The following is a 16408-nucleotide window of genomic DNA, read 5'->3' on the forward strand; positions in this document are numbered from 1 at the left end:
GTTTTATACAATGTATATTATCCGAAAAGCTTATCCCACAGTGTTCTTTTCTCTTCTTTAATTTCATCCTTCTTGCTATTCAGTTCGATGTCTGTAACTATGACTTTGGAATTTTCATTATATTTAATCTCGCACAGTGCATATAGATCATCATAATTTTCACACTTAATATATTTATTTTCAATTTTATATGTAATTTTTCCATTAACATTTTTATTTACATTTAATACTTGAAATGATTCGTTATTGATTGTTATATTTTCCCCAATTTTTAATTCATTTAAGAATAATTTTCCTTCCCAATGAATTATTTTATCGGTGTTTTTAGAGTTATGAGTAATACAATTTACGAAATACCATTCACGTACACCACTGTATCTGTCAGTTTCAATCATATCCTCATACTTACTCTCGACCCCAAAATCATTACTGTAAAGCTCTAATGCTTGTGGGAATTTAGCGCTAACCATCTCTTCGTATTTTGGACACACTTCATAAATTTCTCTTTCAAAAATCGCATAATGCGTCAATCCAATACCTCCTTCATTTTATAATACTTTGTTTTTATTTAATTTACTAATTAGGAGAGATGGTATTACCTCTCCTTTTTATAACCTTCTATAAATCTTTCGACTTCTTTATCTACCTTCATACCCATATCTATTAGTTTATTAACTCTATCAAGAGTTGTAGCTTGTTTTGTTATCTCATGTGATAAATTCAAGTAGAAGCCTTGTAATCTACCTAAGAACTCTATCTCTTTAATCATTTCAATAACGTCACTGTGTTTATCCCACTTATCTTTTTTTAATATATTTGTAAAATTATTAGCTTTAAAGTCTATATACTCAACTTCGGTTGCTTTCATTAGTTTTTCAATGTTAAATAATTCAACTAAGTTAAATGTAATCTCCTTCTCAACTGAATTTAAAGCAATTAACTCACTTTTTCTTTCTTGCAAAATCACTCTATTTCGTTCTTCTTTAAATTGTCTATTTAACGTATATCTTGTTGTTAACCATGTTATAAACCCACCAATAAGTGTACCTACTAAACCTGTTAATAATGATAAATAATCATCCATAATATTACCTCCAATGTGTTATCTTATCATTATAAGGTAGTTAGATTAAAATAGAAACTGTATACAAAATAACTATTAATTTCTATTTAATTTATCACTACTTGCAGTAGTAGCATCAGTTGATCGCCTTTAATAAAATGACTGTATTAATCAAATTTTAAATTATGTAGTTTATGTAAATCTTCATTCTCACCAATCTCTTTACATTCAATAAAGTCGGATGGTGTTAAATCTTCAATGTTACCAGTTTCTAAAACATGTATTTTCCCATTGATAATTTCACTTTTTACATATACAGATTTATCATTCCCTGACCCAAAGTCAACTCCTATTACTTTCATTAATATTAACCTCTTTCTAAAAGCATTCTTAGCCCTTTTTCTTCATTTTCTATAAATTCTAAGGCATATTGAATATTTCTTTTCAATACATCTAACTCATCAAGACGCTTTTCGACCTGTACAGTTGAAACAAAATCATCAGTATTTGCACCCATCGTACCAACTTTAATTTCTACAACAGCTTTTGAATAGAAATTACTCATCGTTTACAATCCTGTCTAATTTTAATAAAAATCCAATATTTTTTTAATTTACCGTCTTATCAAATTCGATATATTCTACTTTAGTTTCTAATATCAGACGTTCTTCTTGTTTCCATACATCCCAATCTAAGTCTGAGGTAATGTAAGTATAATTTAATTTCAACTTACTAAGTAAATCAAAATACTTGTTCATGTCGTATACACTACTATCTTGCTTAATACCGTTAAAATAAACAGTGTCAGTCAAGTTGTCATCCTCATCTAATTCCACAGATGAATGAATAATAATTTCTTTATCATTTTTATTTAATTCATTAATTAGAAAGTCAAATGATTCTTCTTCATTGAAAAATGAAAATGTGCCAATTTCAATATCGTTTACAGTAATAGTTGTTAACTGATCAGAGCAACACTTATCACCACATTCCCACCATCTTGTATCATAACTTATTTTATATTTATCCATTTAATTCTCCTTTTTTTATAAAAAGTCTCTTTTATAAAACACTAACAATCTCTTTATTAATTGGTAACAACATACCTTCCATGTCTAATGGTTGAGTCACTATCCAACATGGAGCATCATACCTATTTTTCCCTTCTTTCACATTGAATGTGATACCTTTATGGTGAATAATTGATCCGTTAAAACCTTTTAAATCTTGTAATAGAACTGCTTTAAATTCACACATTATTGCTCTCCTTTCATTTAAAATGGATTGAAATTTCCCATCTTAGCGATTTCTTTATATTCGTCTTCAGATACATCTTTTACTGTGTATCCATCTTCTACGAATCGTTGAATCATCTTGCTTTCATTGTCTGCAACATTATTATTAATTGTAACTACTGCTTTACCTTTTGAATTAAAAATAATTGTATATGGTTTATTCATCACCAATTCTCCTTTAAATGATATAATTTGCTTTGAGGTGAACTAAAATGTCTTTTCATTCAAGATTAAAAAAGTGTAGGGAATCACAAGGATTTTCCCAAATAGAATTTGCACAAAAATTAGATGTATCTAATACTGTTTTGTCTAGATATGAATCTGGTGACAGAGAACCGAATATCGACATGTTAATTAGAATTTCAGATTCTTTAAATGTAAGTGTTGACTACCTTCTTTTCGGAAATGCAAACAAAAATAACTCTTTATTTCAAAGTGAATCATTTGAAGTTAAATTAAAGAATTTTCAAAAGGAATTGATCCATTCTGACGAAGAGTCTCTAGATAAAATCATTACTATTTGGAATGTTATTAAAAAGTAACATTCCTTTTATGTATGTAGTTCATATTCCTAAGTTATACTCATCTACTCTGAAGATTTTGTTCATTAGAGTTCTTGAGTGCTGCATAATTAACATTTTCTTCGTGTCCATTAATAAATCATTCATCTTATTAAATTCAGATTCATCAATTTTTCTTATTATGTAATAATCGTAACTCTCATAATCAAATCCAAGTGTATTATCTATAAATTTATTATCATTGGATAAATTTATAAAATGTACTATTGGATAATCTTCATCATTTGTACAAATACATAGATAAACACTCTTCATCAAACCTTCTTTAACCATTTGAACGGTATTTAACTGACATCTATGATTAAATAAGCCATTGCCCATTCTCATTTTTGACTTGGATACTTTATCATAATTAACTTGGCAGTAGGTTTTTATCTTTTTTGCAACCTTACTCTTATATTTCTTTCTCATTTATATTCTCCTTCTATAGTTTTACTTTGAAATACCTCACCATTTCTCCCTTGTTAATTGTAATTTTGTCATTATCTAATGGAAATGTATTTGTAACAAAAACAAATAGCTCTGTTTCTAGTTCTGTATAATGTTTGATATTTCTAATCATGTTGTCATCTTTAATGCAGATTGAATTGTTTCTTAAGTTCTCTGCTGCAATGCAATTTGCTTGAAAATTCATATCCATTATTCATCATCCTTTCATAAAAGTTTAGTATTATTCAATTTACTTTAATCTAGAGTATGAGTTTATTATCTTCTTTTTATCTTCATACATGCCCAATAGTTTAGACATTATTTTCAATACATGAGCGTTTGGTACATACTTTCCACTCAATATATCATTCTCTAACTCTAAATCATTACTGTACCATGCATAAGATAATGCAATAGCTGGACTCCTACTTATACCTGCGTGACAATGTATTACTAATTCATCAGAATCTTGTATCGATTCAAACACATTCAGTATCGTTAATCCATCAGACTTAGTAAAATAATTCCAGTTAGAAGGTAATCCTACCCTTGGTTCAATATCGTAGAATGATATCGTTAGCACATTTTTATACGGATATTTAAGATCATCTAATTTATATCCACCATCTACAATGCGAATTATACTTGCAATACCTTTCGGAATGTAATTAGCTGCCTCAGACATACTTAGTACTGTAACTTTCATTAAATACCACCTCTTTGTTTTATGTATTTAGTTTCATAAAAGCATGATATTACTTAAATATTTAATCTTTCTCTCAATTCTTTAATTTTATCACTCATTTCAAATTCGCTAATTACTCCTTTTATATGTGCATTTATTAGTGAATCTAGCTCAGTTTTATATTCTTGAAATTTAGGATCATCCGCATCACGTTCTGTTAATTTGATTGAGTTGAAGTCTGGGAGTGTGTATCCTAAAATTTCTTCTTTTTCTGTGTCAAATAATTGATATTCATCATATTTAATAATATATTCTCCCTCCCTATTTAATTTTATAAAATGATCATCAGCTTCTTCTTTACTGTCAAAAGTACCTATTAAATCATTCATCCCTCCACGTGGATAGTAGTGATCAAATCCAAATAACATATATTTTTTCATATTACATTCCCTCCTAAATTTGAAACTCATCAGATTCATAAAGATTCATCATGTTATGTCCATATCTTAAAATACGCTTTGTTGTATCTTGTAGGAGTTTAAACTTACCATCGCTATAAATATACGTGTCTTCAATCTTGAAGTAACTATTTTCTCTTACATATCTCATGAATCTACTGTCAGCAGTAACAATAATCACATCATTTTCTTCATCGTTAAGTGCATCTACAATTTCCTTTGTTGCTAAACCATCGTATTCAAATGCAGCAAGAACTCCATTTAATTGTTTTGCAATTTCCAATTTGTTTCTTGTGTTACACCAGTGATCAGTCATAACTAACTTCATTAATATCACTCCTCATTTTCTTAACTAATGAATTAATTTCACAAGATAACATGTTTAACGATTTTAACAATTCAATGTGAATAAATGAGTCCTTTTCCACATGCGCACTAATTAATAAATATTTTAATTTATCCTCTACTTCCACTAAACCATCAATATCTTTTCTTGTACAATAGAATGTATTATCTACTTTTTGAATATCTATATTTAACGATGATAAAGAAATAAAATCTTTGCCTTTGTTTGCTTCTCTTTTCTCTTTAGTATTTTCTCTAAGTTCATTATGTCTTTCTAATGAAGTCCTGCTGCTCAATTTCTTCCCCTCCTTTATTTAAATAATATATTGGTTTTATTTATCTTTCTCATTAAGTTCTTCTTCAAGTATTTCATTACATAAACCAACACATTCATCACAAATAAGTGCTTTTGGACTTGCTATCAGCTTCATTACATCCTCTTGTCGCTTGCCACAAAACGAACAATGTAATATTTTATCTTTATTAATAAAAGATAATTCATCATACTTCTTAGCCTTTTCGAAAATTTCCATAAGATCATTATTGTATTTCTCCAAGTTAGTTCACTCCATTCGTAACTACTTTATAAGCTTCAGCGTAAGCACTCATTTGACCTTCTGTAAGTACTGGATCAAATTCAGTTGCAAATTGCTGCAAGCGACTAGCGATATCGATCAAAAAGTTTATATCTTGATAATTAATTTCATGCATTAACCCATTCTCTGATAATTCTTTTATGTATTGAATTCTTTCTTGTTCGTTCATCATTTCAATCACTCCTTTTATTGTTTAACTAAATATTACCACATAACCCTACCTAATACAACACATTTTATGTATTTTATTATATAAAAAAAGACGTAAGAAATTTTACTCCTACGTCTAATTAAAGTACATACTTTATAAATCAAATTTTAGTTAGAAATAACATAACCTTTACCTTTACATTTATCACATGTTTTATTCATAGGGATACTTAGAACAACGAACATCTGCAAATCAGAAACTTTACCTTTACCATTACATTTATTACAAGTAACTTTTTTATCCATAAACTAAATTCTCCTTGTATTATGTATTATATAAAACAAATATTTTAATTAATATCCATTTCTTTGATAAGTTTAAATAGCTGTTCTTTTGGCATTACTTTTAAGATACCCTTAACTTTTTCCAACTCTATATTCGTTTTATCTTTTTGAGCTGCATACCATTGTCCGACCGTATTACCAATTTCTTGAGTGAGTTTAATTGTAATATCCTCTTCATAGCCTTCTTTTTCTAATTCTAACCATTTGAATGGTACAATGAATTCAGACCTATCTGTATCATACATACTGTAAGTGACTCCACTTACTTTTACTCCCTCTTCTTCTAGTACATATTCATCATCTTCAAACATTACAGGTACAATCTCTTCTTCAAATGGATCTTTACCAAAGTTTTTCACATGTAAATGACTATATAGTGCTTTATTTTCATCTTCATAACATTTAATCTGATTCTTGTATTCGGCAGTATAAAACTTAATAATTTCCTCACACTTATTTTTAAGTTTGTTCATTGAGTTTTTTAAAATGATAATTTCTTCCTTGTTCATAATAACTCCCTCCTTCTTTTAGTTTTCATAAAACGTGACTTTTAACTAACTTTGATTACTTCTTGATTTTCTACAGCATATCTATTTCCACGATCTTTTAACTGCCCTATTATAATGTCTTTACCTTTAAACATTTTCTTTCCCTCCACTATAGCGTCTATTTTGCTATAAAACGGTTCATGTACCCATTCAATATCGTCTGCTTCTGTGAAAGTCCATTGATTATGCACTTTTAAAACCTCCTAAATTTTAGTATTGCTTTCTTCTTAAATCCATATTAACATCACCGTTTATTTAATTCAACACTTATTTTGTGTATTTTATCAAATAAAAAGAGTAGAATTTAATCTACTCCATAATACTATCCTATTATTTAAGCGAGTAACCACTTGAGCTACTCAACTGTTTAACTTGGTATATGATATAACATTATTGCAACTTTAATTTCTTTATTCTTATCTCCGTTTAAGTGGAAAATGTAATTAAACCAACTTTCATCTTTTTGATCAACAAATTTAATAAAGTTGTCATGAGTCTGAATTGACTCTTTAGCTGTTTCGATAACATTTGTGAAATCCTTATTCCTAACAAACATTATTACAGAAGTTTTAGAGTCTCTCCAAGTCAGGTAGCCTAGTAATTGGTCAATAGTTCCTAAAAATCCTTTTGCACCAGTCCAGAACTTACACTCGCCAACAAACACATTACCACCGTCATGTCTAAGTAAAATGTCTGTTTTACCACTTTTATTGAATGTTTCTCCAGTAGCACTTCCATCAAAATGAGGCTCTAATAGCATTAAGAAATGGTCACGCAAGTCTTCTTCGCCTTTATCACTATATACTGATGGGATTCTTTCGAATTGTTTCCCCATATCATTAATCATGGTTAGTATGTCACTGTAAGTTTCATCGTCTAATTTTGGATCAGGTACAAAGCTCCCTGTTTTTAGTGTAGGTTGGACTGTAATCTTCTTTTTAACTTTGATACTAGGTATCGTGAATGTTTGTGGTACATTTTCTTTTTTTCGTATTGGCACAGTTAGACCTGCTAATGATTGTTTTCTTTTTAATAATTCTTCTTTTCTTTTAATAAATAGATATTCTACAGAAGATCTTATAGAACTGTTGTGTGAGTTTATTTCATTGTTAACATTTTCAATATTTCTAATTAAATCAGATTTAAATCTATCAAATTCAATTTGTGCATTTTGATAATCGTCATCAAAAATGACAAATCTTTTTATGATTTCATTGTTTGTTATTTTGCCTCTTGGTGGGTTCAATGAATATGATGAAGGTGTTAATGAGAACAATTCTTTATCACCTGTATAAGGTATATGAAAATATAATACTGGTTTTAAATAACTCTTTCCTTCATATGCGCTATAACTTAAAGGGAATTCTTTTGAAGGTATTTGTTCTTCTTTAGGATCTGCAAAAATATCATCTTCAAATATCGTTATTCCATCAACAGATAAGCTATCTACTAGATGATCTATGTATTGCTCTTGACCAACATTCAGTATATAGTTTTCATCTTGCGATTCGATTATTTGTTTAATGTTCTTGATTTTTGATTTCAAATAATCAAAAAGTGTATCTCTACTCTTATAAAAAAGTAACTCTTCGCTATAATACAATATTACCAACTCCTATCTATAATTACAGTCAATTATACCAATTTAATATATTTTTTACCATAAATCGTACATAGCTTATTCGCTTCTATTTATTAATAATACGAATCTATTATTTAACATTAAAATATTTACTCATATCATCCTTATATCCATTAAAGTATTTATTTGGTAAGTACTGAATTGAATCTTTTTTACATTTAGGACAAAGTGTCTTTTCCTTAGTGTTAAAACCACCATCAATCAATAACTTTCTATCAGCTTCCTGTTCTGTTGGTGATGTCAAATTAGTAGTATACCCACAATCTTTACTATTACATACATTATTTCCATATAGACTCACCGTTTCACTACTCCTTACTTCCATCCCATTCAAATCCCTTCATAAAATAAGCATTTTAATCAATACTTCCCCACTTAATTATTATTTCAATACTATCTTTATAATAACTAAACGAAACATTTCTTCCAAAAGCAGGTTCTTCAATTTTAACTACGGTGTACCCTAATGATTCTAATTGAAATTTTATATGTTGATAGTCCTCATATGATAAATCTTCATGGAACTTAAAATTACAGTAATAATCACCTAACATACAAGCTCCAGTAATTCTATTCAATACGTTTTGCAATGTCTTGTTTCTTGTATTTTTAAAATTCTCGTCAGTTAATAATTTCGCTTCAATTGCATCCAATATATTTTCCCCTTCCACAAAATGAACATATTAAATTAACCTTTATCATAAGTATAATAATTTTATAATTATAGTTTTATGTATTATTTAAATTAATTTATGTAATGACTCTTTATATCTCCATTGATATCCACCTGCACTACGCAACTTTCCTCTACATGCAAGAGAAATATTTGTTGTACTAACTCCAACTCCCTTACTTGCTGAAGATATAGAATCCCAAGTTTTTATTACTCGATTATTGTAATATGAAATCTGCACTACTTGTTTTGCATTTTTGCTCAATAATTTTTCCTCCATATAATAAATCACTTTTATTTAATGTTTTTGTACAGTATCTCCAATGTTTTAAAGTCTCTTTCATCCAATGCCTTATCAATCAGAGTTTGAATATCAGAAATATTATTCTCATTATATTGCTCAACCATTAAATTATTTTTAATTAAGTTCACATAAGGTAATTCGCTACCTCTAACCCATAATTCTGATTTACCATTAGTAATAACAATACCGTTATCTTCTATTATTTTTGTAACCTTATATCTTTCGGAACAGTTGAAACCATTTTTTTCTGCATTACTTATTCTACTAACATCCATTATGGTAACGTAATTATTAACTTTATAATCGTATCTTTTTGTAACCTTCACATGATCAAGGTGCTCCATATCTGTATCAAATAGAATAATATCTTTCCCATACACTCGTATATAAAAAGTCCCTTTGCTTAATCCTAAATCCGTTACGAAATACGGTATTCCATTTTCTAAAACTGATCTATTATCAGATGCTGAAATATTATCTTTATTATTAATAATTACAATATCACCTTTATAAACTATCTCGTTAGTCATTAAGTTTCTTTCCTCCTCATAATAATATTCAGTTTTTATTTAGCAGTTTCAAAGATTTATTTCTCTGATTTCAAATTCTTTATCTACGATATCTAAAAATCTTTTGTACGCTTCTGTTTCATAATTATCTACTTGAGGTTTAATGTCCATGTTATGATACATCTTACTTACAATTTTACTCACATCCCTCTTAACAACGCCCTCTGCAATCCCTTTACTTGTAAAAGCCTTTACTGATTTAGGTTTACTTTTAATACCGTGATACAACTCTCCATTCCTTAAAATAATATAGATATTCGTCATATATTAACACCTCTTTCTAGTCTTATGTATTTGTTTCGATAATATCTATCTTTTATTTAACTTTTAATATTATTTCCAATTGATTTTAGACGTCTTAATGTGTTTCAGCACACTTTGTATGACAATTTAACTTAAGCTCTCTATGAATTAATATCAACTTAATTCATTAGTAAAGAAATATGCAACTATTGGTTAGTTCAATTACCAGTATTGCTAAAGCTAATTACCATTAAAGGTTGCATAAATCTTTGTATATAAAGAATAAGATATTAAGATACATAATATACAGTATTTACGATTAATAATTTCACCTTTTTAGGTAAAATTCTAATCGTAAAATTTTTCTTCTTTTATCTTTTATTTATTATTCATAGCTTATGTAAATTTACACTATAATGATTATTAAACTTCTCTAATCCACTATCACCAAATGGATCATATTCTGCTTTGTGTTTAGTAATAGTAAGCAGTTTTTCTTTTGCTAATAATTTATTGTACTTTGTTACAGAAAAATTACTTATACCTAAGTCAACTTGAATAGTCTCATAACTTGGGAAACAAAACTGCTTTGATATATTACTTCTGTTAATATAAGACTCGTAGTAATACAATAATCTAAATCCAATTAAACCTATGCTGTTCAATGATTTTAATAGTTCTAAAGGTAATTGTGTAAAGTAATCGCTTTTATAAGGTTCTAACATTGTAATTTGCAATGACTTATTGATAGGTAATTTATCAATTTCATCCTTAATTAAACCTTGATTATGTAAATTTAAAAAACACTTTTTTATTGTTCTATTATCTGTAATTTCAGTTACAGCTTTTATATCTCTAATTAAAACATCTATTTGGTTATTATTGAACGCCTTAAATTTCTTATAAAGTAAAAAAGCATACACAGCAAAAGACTTCTCATCTATAATAAATCCAATGTTTCTGACTATCTCGGTTGGCACTTGAAGCCACATTCTATTCTTCTGAACCATATAATTAATTCCTTTATGTATTTTCTTCTTTAAAGTTACATAACACGCAATCTGACACCTCTTTATTTTTCAGAGCATTTACCATACTATGGTGAAATCCTGATTCTTCTGCACACCTCCAACAAACACTATTCATTCCTTCTTTTAATTTACCTTGCAGTTGATTAGACTTTTCTTTACACGAAAGCACTACATCTCACCTCTCTTTTTAATAGATGTGTTTTATATTAATTACATTCCTACAATTTTCAATCGGTCTTCATCAAAATTGAATAGTTAAACTTTACGATCGACTTCAATCACCATATTGCCTCTAGACTTCATATACTCGTAATCTTCATTAGTTAATTTAGATTCATTTTCGTGCTTCATCGCTAATTTATATTCCATTGACTCATGATTATCATTATACCATCTCCACTTGATTAGTACTCCATCTTGAACATATGAGTCTGCTTGTTCTAAAAGCTTCTTATTTTGTACTGTTTTCATAATAAATTCCTCCAATTGTTTAATAATAGTTCTATTTTAACTAAAAATTTCTACCATCCACTCTAAATCTTCTTTCGCTAAATTAATCTCATTCACCTTATTCGGAAAACTTTCATCACATCGTAAAACAACAATATGTTCTCCACATTTTAAATATGCGCTTGAATACCATTCCCCAAATGGAGCGTCTACCTTAATTAATTTCATACCAGATTGCAATTTCTCAATTAATTTCATTTTGATACTTACTACTCGTAACTTTTCGATTTCATCTTTACTATTTCTAACGTTAAGATTGTACTTATAGCAATCAATTTCGCTCATATTAAGACTCCTTTTATTATTTAAATTTCACTTGTTATCTGACTGTCTGATACAGTCCATCTATTTCAATAATAACTTCATTTTATTCATTTCCTTGCTACCAAATTAATGTTTTACTCTTTTATTCTTTACTCCAACTCTTACCATCCAAAATCCTACCAAATAACAGAATACAAAATATAATATAAAATTAGATAATCTAAATGGCTCAAAAGCTACATTTTGTAAAAAATAAAATCCACCTAAAATAGAAACAACAATAGTTCCGCCAATAAAGTCAACTAAGAATTCTTTCATATTCTCATCCTTTTGTTTTATTTCAACAGCCTTTCAATCTTTAAAAGTATTGAATCGATTTCATTTTTCCTATTATTTAAGCTATCTTTAATGATTTCTAGTTCATTTTTAGTGAAATTAGAATCGATTAGATCAAACTCTCTTTCTTCGTTACCCAGTAAATAATCTACACTCACATCAAGCTTTGCTGATAAAAGTAATAGCATCTCAATTGAAGGGGAACTGTATCCATTCTCATAATTACTAATGGTTGCTTTAGTTGTCACAACCAGTTCTGCTAACTCTTCTTGAGTATACTTTTTATTTTTACGAGCAATCTTTAGTCTTTGTTGGAACATAATTCACCTCTCTCTATGCACTATAGTTTATCGTCTGTTATATAAAAAAGGAACGTTTACGGTTGCCTTTTGATAAAGCTTACTTAAAATGCTTTGCAAATTGACTCAATGGAGTACCTTTCGTATAAAAATCATCTAAAGCATCGTAAGCTAAGTCAACTACAGTCATTATGTCATTTCCATAGTTTGAGAAAATATAAATGAAAGTTTCATTATCGTCTAGATAATCCTCATTGTTTAACGGGTCTTGAAAATACATAACCTGATATGAAATATCTATTCCTCCATCAAAACCCTCTACTCCATACCCAATTACATCGAAAATTATATTAATAACACCTATTACTTCTTCCTCATCAAAAAAGTCTATCTCTAAAGTATACGAAGTAACATACCCTTCTGTTGAGTGCTTTTGAAACTGACTTAGATAATCATCACTAACTCCAAATCCGATATTTGTCATAAAATATCTCCCTATAATCTTGATAAAAGACTTCTATTAGTTAGATTTTTTCTGCAATTCTTCATATTCCGTTATCTCGTAATCTTCTTTAGGTAAATTCAAACTTGCGTAATGTTCAGCGGATTCCTTTGTTTCAAATAAAGTAGGTTTTCTACTATCATTTATTGATGAACCTGTTGTTAATTTAGTTACCCACTGATTTCCTATTTTAATGATATACATATAAATCACCCATTCTCTTAATTTTTTTTAAATAGACATATTAATTACATTGTATTTTCATAAAATGCTGATATTACAAAATCTCATTCTCTTCTTTTATGAATGCCTGATACTCTATAAAATTTTCTAAATCGAAATCAAAGGCATCTAAATCAACATATTGTCTTTTTATTTCTAATATTTCCATCCACACCAATGCTGCAAGCTTAGATATTGCTAAGTGTTTAAACTTGATATTAAATATTTCTTTTACTCTATTCAAGGAATCACTGTTCTTACTTAAGTGGTATTCAACTTCTCTAAGAACAGTGTCCCTACCAGTATTGATTCTAATTTTCATTTCAAATACCCACTAGTTAATCTCTTATTAATTCTAACTCTTCTAAGTGTTCAATATCCTTTAACAGCTCTTCTGATACCTCATATATTTCTTTGGAAACATGTTTGATATTTTCTAAGTCATTTTCGGATATCACTTCTGTCATTTCAACTTTTAACAATTCTAATTTCAAATTTAATTCACTGATACTCTCTTTTACTAAGATTATCGTTTCTTCAATTGATCTCATTTTATTCCTCCTAATTTTTTAATAATAATATCTAAATTTCATTATCAGAAACATCAATATAAATTCGCAGCACGTCCGTTCCATTTACTACAGTCATACTTTGAACTTCAGTATCAACAATTTTATCTTTCTTACTGAGCCATTCATCTACAGTTCCACTCCAATGTACTGTTTCATAAATTACATCTTCAATACTGATTTTGGTATTACCGCCTATCATTGAAATAAATTTTGTAATATCCATCTATAAACTCTCCATTCTAAATTTTATTTCTGAGTCTCTATCGTAATTCAATTTGATTAGGTAGCTTCTCCAACAATTCTTTAAACTCATCAAGGTCTTCAAATAGATGATGCTCTTCAATTCCATTTAAGAAAACATATTGAGCACTCTCAAAATTACTCATAATTTCAATTGTTATCGAAACGTTAGTCAAATCGTAGTCATGTAAATTACAGTTTTCTTCAGCAAACCATTTAACTAATACAGGCTCGGTAATCTCTTTTGTATAGAAATGTAATTTTTGACTTTCATAAAATCTAAAATTAAATCCTTTTTGTAATAGCAAGTGTAAGATTTGTTCTTTTATCTCCATTCTCAGTCCTCCTATTTTTAGATAAAATTATACTTTTACAAAATCATATAAATTTATTCCTCAAAATTATCCCAGTAAACACCATTAATATAAGTTCCCACGTTATAACCTAAATATTCTTCCGCAGTTCTTCCAAAAGAAAGATTAACATTGAATAAGTCCATAATTGCTTTTTGTTTCTCATTCAATTTAAGATTTATTGACATAGTAACACCTAATTCTCCTATCGTTGCATCTTCTTCTTTCATTTCTGCTAACACTTCTTCCTCACTTTTAAAATCATCAATGATATAGTAAATATCTATACTGTCAATTTTTAAGAAAGAGTTTTCAACTTCATTTCCGATTGTATCACCTACAATTTGTTCCAATAAATCGTATTGTTTTGTATTCTTTATTTGTACTTGTAAATGAGTTAATAAATATTTTAAAACGTAATTCATGATCGAATTGAAATCTTTTCCTACATGTCCTTCTTCTATCATAAACACGATTTCTTGCGTTAAATCACTGTGGAATTCGTTTAGTATGTATTTGTGCATTGGATGTGTAATACCTTCTAATACATTTTCCCAAATAACCATGTTTTCTTCATAAGTTTTCATTATATATTCCTTCTTTCTTTTTTTATATTCCATAATCTCCAGAATCTATTAGAGTTTGTTCACGTTGCCATTCTTTTAAAAATTCTTGATAATCTATAAAGTCTTTGATATCAAACTCAAAGTTTTCGATATCTGGATACAACTTTCGAATTTCTATTATTTCATTCCAAATTAAATCTGTTAATTTAGATACTATTCTATGCTTAATCTTAATAGCAAATATATCTTTTAATAATTTCAAGGATATCCTATCTAGATAAAGAAAAAAATCTAGTGATCGTTCGATATAATACTTGTTAGTTGAAGCTGTTACATCCATCTTAATCACCTTTTATCTATTATTTTAATCTTACTTTATGCTAAAATGGTATACAACTTCCAACTACAAATTTGAATTAGTATTTATAGTTAGTTGAAGACACCATTTTTCTTAACATAAGATTACCACAATTTAGTGATATTAGTCAATTAAGTTTGTGTATTTTATTATTTAATTTTCTTTAGACTTCTACTTTCACCTTTTGACTATAGAATTCATCTAAGTGTTTTGTGATTGACTCTAAACGTCCTTCCACATTTACCTTCTTAATTCCCCATGAACCTGCAAACTCTTTATAATTAGTTGGAATTTCATTTGATTCCCCCTGTACAGTTGCAGAAAACAAGATTAACCAGTCAATAAGATATTGCTTGTCATAAGCTTTATCTTCGAAATACTTCATTGTATATATCAATGTTGGTAAATTGATTTTTCTTAGTAAAAACTTATCTGTACTGTCTCCATAAACATCGTTTAAAAGTGACATTGCTTTTTCTACAGCTTTAAAAATCCCTTCATTCATTTCTTCACGCAGTTTCCCTGCATACTTCGAAAGTTCATCACTTGCAAATGACTTCAGTTCATATTCCTCATCAAATAACATTATAGTTTGAAGCAATACAGCTTGATCTTCCCCTTTTCGCTTTTGCGTAGGAGTAAAATATGCATTCTTAACCATGAATGGATGTTCAGATAATTTGTTTAATTCAATAGATGCGTTCACACCCATAACAGCTTTATTCTTTTGATGAACACTTAAGTAAACCCCGTTATTTAATCGATAGTATAATTCCACTTTCTCTTCTTCTGTAATGTCACTTAGATAATACATATTTAAAGTTTTAGTTTGAAACTCTATTCTCACTGGTTCTGGTAAGTCTTCGTATTTCATTTTACCAATGCTAAAATAAGTATTTTCTATATTCACAGGAGGTGTATCTGGATGTAAAGCATACTCTCCTTTAAAGTAAGACACTAAGTTTGTTATACGTTGTTTACCATCAAGAACACAATAAGTATTAGCAGTTTTATTATCTTTAGTTTCCACTTCAGAAGCAGTAACAACTGGAGGAATAAAATAATCAACTATTAATGATTGTACTAGTAATGATTTTTGCTTTAGATTCCATTGTTCATCTGCTCTTTGAATTGGAAAGTCAAAGTTCAATCTTTCATCCTTAATAAGTTTTTCAAATTTACTAACTGACATAGGCATACTTGCTTTTATCATTTTCTCCACTCCTTAA

General features: G+C 28.4%; 39 protein-coding genes. 1 reads left to right on the plus strand and 38 read right to left on the minus strand.

Features of this window, described 5'->3' with window-relative positions:
* Positions 1–17: 17 nt before the first annotated feature.
* The 7 genes from ABNX05_RS11180 to ABNX05_RS11210 all read right to left on the minus strand — a co-directional run bounded on the left by ABNX05_RS11180 (position 18) and on the right by ABNX05_RS11210 (position 2523).
* Positions 18–530, minus strand: coding sequence for a hypothetical protein (locus tag ABNX05_RS11180; RefSeq protein WP_349659811.1), 513 nt, complete (start codon positions 528–530; stop codon positions 18–20).
* A gap of 65 nt (positions 531–595) precedes the next feature.
* Complete coding sequence (locus ABNX05_RS11185; RefSeq protein ID WP_349659812.1) at positions 596–1084, minus strand: hypothetical protein; 489 nt, start codon at positions 1082–1084, stop codon at positions 596–598.
* Between the two features lie 146 nt (positions 1085–1230).
* Positions 1231–1425 (minus strand): hypothetical protein, encoded by a 195-nt coding sequence (locus tag ABNX05_RS11190; RefSeq protein ID WP_349659813.1) that lies wholly within the window; start codon positions 1423–1425, stop codon positions 1231–1233.
* Positions 1426–1430: 5 nt separating this feature from the next.
* Complete coding sequence (locus ABNX05_RS11195; RefSeq protein WP_349659814.1) at positions 1431–1628, minus strand: hypothetical protein; 198 nt, start codon at positions 1626–1628, stop codon at positions 1431–1433.
* A 43-nt stretch (positions 1629–1671) separates the two neighbouring features.
* A complete protein-coding gene (locus tag ABNX05_RS11200) occupies positions 1672–2094 on the minus strand; it encodes a hypothetical protein (protein WP_349659815.1) in 423 nt (140 codons plus the stop codon).
* Between the two features lie 31 nt (positions 2095–2125).
* Positions 2126–2320: a hypothetical protein gene (locus tag ABNX05_RS11205; RefSeq protein ID WP_349659816.1), complete on the minus strand. Its 195-nt coding sequence runs from the start codon at positions 2318–2320 to the stop codon at positions 2126–2128.
* Positions 2321–2337: 17 nt separating this feature from the next.
* Positions 2338–2523 (minus strand): hypothetical protein, encoded by a 186-nt coding sequence (locus tag ABNX05_RS11210; protein ID WP_349659817.1) that lies wholly within the window; start codon positions 2521–2523, stop codon positions 2338–2340.
* A gap of 47 nt (positions 2524–2570) precedes the next feature.
* Between ABNX05_RS11210 and ABNX05_RS11215 the strand changes: the two genes are divergently transcribed.
* Positions 2571–2900 (plus strand): helix-turn-helix domain-containing protein, encoded by a 330-nt coding sequence (locus ABNX05_RS11215; protein WP_349659818.1) that lies wholly within the window; start codon positions 2571–2573, stop codon positions 2898–2900.
* 21 nt (positions 2901–2921) lie between these two features.
* On the opposite strand, the gene ABNX05_RS11220 is transcribed toward ABNX05_RS11215, so the two are convergent.
* From ABNX05_RS11220 to ABNX05_RS11370, 31 genes are all read right to left on the minus strand, one after another.
* Entirely contained in the window at positions 2922–3350 is a 429-nt protein-coding gene (locus ABNX05_RS11220; protein ID WP_349659819.1) for a hypothetical protein, read from the minus strand.
* A 13-nt stretch (positions 3351–3363) separates the two neighbouring features.
* Entirely contained in the window at positions 3364–3579 is a 216-nt protein-coding gene (locus ABNX05_RS11225; protein ID WP_349659820.1) for a hypothetical protein, read from the minus strand.
* Positions 3580–3618: 39 nt separating this feature from the next.
* A complete protein-coding gene (locus ABNX05_RS11230; protein ID WP_349659821.1) occupies positions 3619–4053 on the minus strand; it encodes a hypothetical protein in 435 nt (144 codons plus the stop codon).
* Positions 4054–4127: 74 nt separating this feature from the next.
* Positions 4128–4493, minus strand: a complete 366-nt coding sequence (locus ABNX05_RS11235; protein ID WP_349659822.1) for a hypothetical protein — start codon at positions 4491–4493, stop codon at positions 4128–4130.
* A 13-nt stretch (positions 4494–4506) separates the two neighbouring features.
* Entirely contained in the window at positions 4507–4839 is a 333-nt protein-coding gene (locus ABNX05_RS11240) for a hypothetical protein (protein WP_349659823.1), read from the minus strand.
* Entirely contained in the window at positions 4820–5152 is a 333-nt protein-coding gene (locus ABNX05_RS11245) for a hypothetical protein (RefSeq protein WP_349659824.1), read from the minus strand. Before ABNX05_RS11245 ends, ABNX05_RS11240 begins: the two co-directional genes overlap by 20 nt.
* Before the next feature lie 36 nt (positions 5153–5188).
* A complete protein-coding gene (locus ABNX05_RS11250) occupies positions 5189–5413 on the minus strand; it encodes a ClpX C4-type zinc finger protein (RefSeq protein WP_432760139.1) in 225 nt (74 codons plus the stop codon).
* Between the two features lies 1 nt (position 5414).
* Positions 5415–5624: a hypothetical protein gene (locus ABNX05_RS11255; protein ID WP_349659825.1), complete on the minus strand. Its 210-nt coding sequence runs from the start codon at positions 5622–5624 to the stop codon at positions 5415–5417.
* Between the two features lie 146 nt (positions 5625–5770).
* Positions 5771–5908 carry a zinc finger domain-containing protein gene (locus tag ABNX05_RS11260; RefSeq protein WP_349659826.1) on the minus strand — a complete coding sequence of 46 codons (138 nt, stop codon included), beginning with the start codon at positions 5906–5908 and terminating at the stop codon, positions 5771–5773.
* Positions 5909–5952: 44 nt separating this feature from the next.
* Positions 5953–6456, minus strand: a complete 504-nt coding sequence (locus tag ABNX05_RS11265; RefSeq protein WP_349659827.1) for a hypothetical protein — start codon at positions 6454–6456, stop codon at positions 5953–5955.
* 41 nt (positions 6457–6497) lie between these two features.
* Positions 6498–6686: a hypothetical protein gene (locus ABNX05_RS11270; RefSeq protein WP_349659828.1), complete on the minus strand. Its 189-nt coding sequence runs from the start codon at positions 6684–6686 to the stop codon at positions 6498–6500.
* A 176-nt stretch (positions 6687–6862) separates the two neighbouring features.
* Positions 6863–8098 carry a Rossmann-fold NAD(P)-binding domain-containing protein gene (locus ABNX05_RS11275; protein ID WP_349659829.1) on the minus strand — a complete coding sequence of 412 codons (1236 nt, stop codon included), beginning with the start codon at positions 8096–8098 and terminating at the stop codon, positions 6863–6865.
* A gap of 109 nt (positions 8099–8207) precedes the next feature.
* Positions 8208–8438 (minus strand): hypothetical protein, encoded by a 231-nt coding sequence (locus ABNX05_RS11280; RefSeq protein WP_349659830.1) that lies wholly within the window; start codon positions 8436–8438, stop codon positions 8208–8210.
* Positions 8439–8493: 55 nt separating this feature from the next.
* The gene (locus tag ABNX05_RS11285) at positions 8494–8790 is read right to left on the minus strand and encodes a hypothetical protein (protein WP_349659831.1); all 297 of its coding nucleotides are present in this window, start codon (positions 8788–8790) and stop codon (positions 8494–8496) included.
* A gap of 87 nt (positions 8791–8877) precedes the next feature.
* The gene (locus ABNX05_RS11290) at positions 8878–9090 is read right to left on the minus strand and encodes a hypothetical protein (protein WP_349659832.1); all 213 of its coding nucleotides are present in this window, start codon (positions 9088–9090) and stop codon (positions 8878–8880) included.
* Positions 9091–9104: 14 nt separating this feature from the next.
* Positions 9105–9644: a hypothetical protein gene (locus ABNX05_RS11295; RefSeq protein WP_349659833.1), complete on the minus strand. Its 540-nt coding sequence runs from the start codon at positions 9642–9644 to the stop codon at positions 9105–9107.
* Between the two features lie 48 nt (positions 9645–9692).
* Positions 9693–9947, minus strand: coding sequence for a hypothetical protein (locus ABNX05_RS11300; protein ID WP_349659834.1), 255 nt, complete (start codon positions 9945–9947; stop codon positions 9693–9695).
* Positions 9948–10315: 368 nt separating this feature from the next.
* Positions 10316–10936, minus strand: coding sequence for a hypothetical protein (locus ABNX05_RS11305; RefSeq protein WP_349659835.1), 621 nt, complete (start codon positions 10934–10936; stop codon positions 10316–10318).
* 276 nt (positions 10937–11212) lie between these two features.
* Positions 11213–11428, minus strand: a complete 216-nt coding sequence (locus ABNX05_RS11310) for a hypothetical protein (protein ID WP_349659836.1) — start codon at positions 11426–11428, stop codon at positions 11213–11215.
* A 36-nt stretch (positions 11429–11464) separates the two neighbouring features.
* A complete protein-coding gene (locus ABNX05_RS11315) occupies positions 11465–11752 on the minus strand; it encodes a hypothetical protein (protein WP_349659837.1) in 288 nt (95 codons plus the stop codon).
* A 105-nt stretch (positions 11753–11857) separates the two neighbouring features.
* Positions 11858–12049 (minus strand): hypothetical protein, encoded by a 192-nt coding sequence (locus tag ABNX05_RS11320; RefSeq protein ID WP_349659838.1) that lies wholly within the window; start codon positions 12047–12049, stop codon positions 11858–11860.
* Positions 12050–12066: 17 nt separating this feature from the next.
* Positions 12067–12387 (minus strand): helix-turn-helix domain-containing protein, encoded by a 321-nt coding sequence (locus tag ABNX05_RS11325; RefSeq protein WP_349659839.1) that lies wholly within the window; start codon positions 12385–12387, stop codon positions 12067–12069.
* Positions 12388–12466: 79 nt separating this feature from the next.
* Positions 12467–12850 (minus strand): hypothetical protein, encoded by a 384-nt coding sequence (locus ABNX05_RS11330; protein WP_349659840.1) that lies wholly within the window; start codon positions 12848–12850, stop codon positions 12467–12469.
* A 36-nt stretch (positions 12851–12886) separates the two neighbouring features.
* Entirely contained in the window at positions 12887–13072 is a 186-nt protein-coding gene (locus tag ABNX05_RS11335; RefSeq protein ID WP_349659841.1) for a hypothetical protein, read from the minus strand.
* A 73-nt stretch (positions 13073–13145) separates the two neighbouring features.
* Complete coding sequence (locus tag ABNX05_RS11340; RefSeq protein WP_349659842.1) at positions 13146–13412, minus strand: hypothetical protein; 267 nt, start codon at positions 13410–13412, stop codon at positions 13146–13148.
* A gap of 16 nt (positions 13413–13428) precedes the next feature.
* Positions 13429–13641 carry a hypothetical protein gene (locus ABNX05_RS11345; RefSeq protein ID WP_349659843.1) on the minus strand — a complete coding sequence of 71 codons (213 nt, stop codon included), beginning with the start codon at positions 13639–13641 and terminating at the stop codon, positions 13429–13431.
* Positions 13642–13672: 31 nt separating this feature from the next.
* Complete coding sequence (locus tag ABNX05_RS11350) at positions 13673–13885, minus strand: hypothetical protein (RefSeq protein ID WP_349659844.1); 213 nt, start codon at positions 13883–13885, stop codon at positions 13673–13675.
* 37 nt (positions 13886–13922) lie between these two features.
* A complete protein-coding gene (locus ABNX05_RS11355; protein WP_349659845.1) occupies positions 13923–14237 on the minus strand; it encodes a hypothetical protein in 315 nt (104 codons plus the stop codon).
* Between the two features lie 53 nt (positions 14238–14290).
* Positions 14291–14842, minus strand: a complete 552-nt coding sequence (locus ABNX05_RS11360) for a hypothetical protein (RefSeq protein WP_349659846.1) — start codon at positions 14840–14842, stop codon at positions 14291–14293.
* Positions 14843–14864: 22 nt separating this feature from the next.
* Positions 14865–15161, minus strand: a complete 297-nt coding sequence (locus ABNX05_RS11365; RefSeq protein ID WP_349659847.1) for a hypothetical protein — start codon at positions 15159–15161, stop codon at positions 14865–14867.
* 181 nt (positions 15162–15342) lie between these two features.
* Positions 15343–16392: a GmrSD restriction endonuclease domain-containing protein gene (locus ABNX05_RS11370; protein ID WP_349659848.1), complete on the minus strand. Its 1050-nt coding sequence runs from the start codon at positions 16390–16392 to the stop codon at positions 15343–15345.
* Between the last annotated feature and the right edge of the window lie 16 nt (positions 16393–16408).

This window comes from Lysinibacillus zambalensis (assembly GCF_040183165.1).
Taxonomy (GTDB): domain Bacteria; phylum Bacillota; class Bacilli; order Bacillales_A; family Planococcaceae; genus Lysinibacillus; species Lysinibacillus zambalensis.

Coding starts and splice junctions, on each gene's coding strand:
- ABNX05_RS11220 (WP_349659819.1), bottom strand. CDS start 3,350: ATGAGAAAGAAATATAAGAGTAAGGTTGCAAAAAAGATAAAAACCTAC.
- ABNX05_RS11290 (WP_349659832.1), bottom strand. CDS start 9,090: ATGGAGGAAAAATTATTGAGCAAAAATGCAAAACAAGTAGTGCAGATT.
- ABNX05_RS11340 (WP_349659842.1), bottom strand. CDS start 13,412: ATGAAAATTAGAATCAATACTGGTAGGGACACTGTTCTTAGAGAAGTT.
- ABNX05_RS11345 (WP_349659843.1), bottom strand. CDS start 13,641: ATGAGATCAATTGAAGAAACGATAATCTTAGTAAAAGAGAGTATCAGT.
- ABNX05_RS11360 (WP_349659846.1), bottom strand. CDS start 14,842: ATGAAAACTTATGAAGAAAACATGGTTATTTGGGAAAATGTATTAGAA.
- ABNX05_RS11190 (WP_349659813.1), bottom strand. CDS start 1,425: ATGAAAGTAATAGGAGTTGACTTTGGGTCAGGGAATGATAAATCTGTA.
- ABNX05_RS11295 (WP_349659833.1), bottom strand. CDS start 9,644: ATGACTAACGAGATAGTTTATAAAGGTGATATTGTAATTATTAATAAT.
- ABNX05_RS11350 (WP_349659844.1), bottom strand. CDS start 13,885: ATGGATATTACAAAATTTATTTCAATGATAGGCGGTAATACCAAAATC.
- ABNX05_RS11325 (WP_349659839.1), bottom strand. CDS start 12,387: ATGTTCCAACAAAGACTAAAGATTGCTCGTAAAAATAAAAAGTATACT.
- ABNX05_RS11300 (WP_349659834.1), bottom strand. CDS start 9,947: ATGACGAATATCTATATTATTTTAAGGAATGGAGAGTTGTATCACGGT.
- ABNX05_RS11240 (WP_349659823.1), bottom strand. CDS start 4,839: ATGAAGTTAGTTATGACTGATCACTGGTGTAACACAAGAAACAAATTG.
- ABNX05_RS11215 (WP_349659818.1), top strand. CDS start 2,571: ATGTCTTTTCATTCAAGATTAAAAAAGTGTAGGGAATCACAAGGATTT.
- ABNX05_RS11255 (WP_349659825.1), bottom strand. CDS start 5,624: ATGATGAACGAACAAGAAAGAATTCAATACATAAAAGAATTATCAGAG.
- ABNX05_RS11320 (WP_349659838.1), bottom strand. CDS start 12,049: ATGAAAGAATTCTTAGTTGACTTTATTGGCGGAACTATTGTTGTTTCT.
- ABNX05_RS11335 (WP_349659841.1), bottom strand. CDS start 13,072: ATGTATATCATTAAAATAGGAAATCAGTGGGTAACTAAATTAACAACA.
- ABNX05_RS11310 (WP_349659836.1), bottom strand. CDS start 11,428: ATGAAAACAGTACAAAATAAGAAGCTTTTAGAACAAGCAGACTCATAT.
- ABNX05_RS11200 (WP_349659815.1), bottom strand. CDS start 2,094: ATGGATAAATATAAAATAAGTTATGATACAAGATGGTGGGAATGTGGT.
- ABNX05_RS11205 (WP_349659816.1), bottom strand. CDS start 2,320: ATGTGTGAATTTAAAGCAGTTCTATTACAAGATTTAAAAGGTTTTAAC.
- ABNX05_RS11235 (WP_349659822.1), bottom strand. CDS start 4,493: ATGAAAAAATATATGTTATTTGGATTTGATCACTACTATCCACGTGGA.
- ABNX05_RS11370 (WP_349659848.1), bottom strand. CDS start 16,392: ATGATAAAAGCAAGTATGCCTATGTCAGTTAGTAAATTTGAAAAACTT.
- ABNX05_RS11195 (WP_349659814.1), bottom strand. CDS start 1,628: ATGAGTAATTTCTATTCAAAAGCTGTTGTAGAAATTAAAGTTGGTACG.
- ABNX05_RS11210 (WP_349659817.1), bottom strand. CDS start 2,523: ATGAATAAACCATATACAATTATTTTTAATTCAAAAGGTAAAGCAGTA.
- ABNX05_RS11330 (WP_349659840.1), bottom strand. CDS start 12,850: ATGACAAATATCGGATTTGGAGTTAGTGATGATTATCTAAGTCAGTTT.
- ABNX05_RS11305 (WP_349659835.1), bottom strand. CDS start 10,936: ATGGTTCAGAAGAATAGAATGTGGCTTCAAGTGCCAACCGAGATAGTC.
- ABNX05_RS11260 (WP_349659826.1), bottom strand. CDS start 5,908: ATGGATAAAAAAGTTACTTGTAATAAATGTAATGGTAAAGGTAAAGTT.
- ABNX05_RS11185 (WP_349659812.1), bottom strand. CDS start 1,084: ATGGATGATTATTTATCATTATTAACAGGTTTAGTAGGTACACTTATT.
- ABNX05_RS11225 (WP_349659820.1), bottom strand. CDS start 3,579: ATGGATATGAATTTTCAAGCAAATTGCATTGCAGCAGAGAACTTAAGA.
- ABNX05_RS11230 (WP_349659821.1), bottom strand. CDS start 4,053: ATGTCTGAGGCAGCTAATTACATTCCGAAAGGTATTGCAAGTATAATT.
- ABNX05_RS11265 (WP_349659827.1), bottom strand. CDS start 6,456: ATGAACAAGGAAGAAATTATCATTTTAAAAAACTCAATGAACAAACTT.
- ABNX05_RS11355 (WP_349659845.1), bottom strand. CDS start 14,237: ATGGAGATAAAAGAACAAATCTTACACTTGCTATTACAAAAAGGATTT.
- ABNX05_RS11365 (WP_349659847.1), bottom strand. CDS start 15,161: ATGGATGTAACAGCTTCAACTAACAAGTATTATATCGAACGATCACTA.
- ABNX05_RS11315 (WP_349659837.1), bottom strand. CDS start 11,752: ATGAGCGAAATTGATTGCTATAAGTACAATCTTAACGTTAGAAATAGT.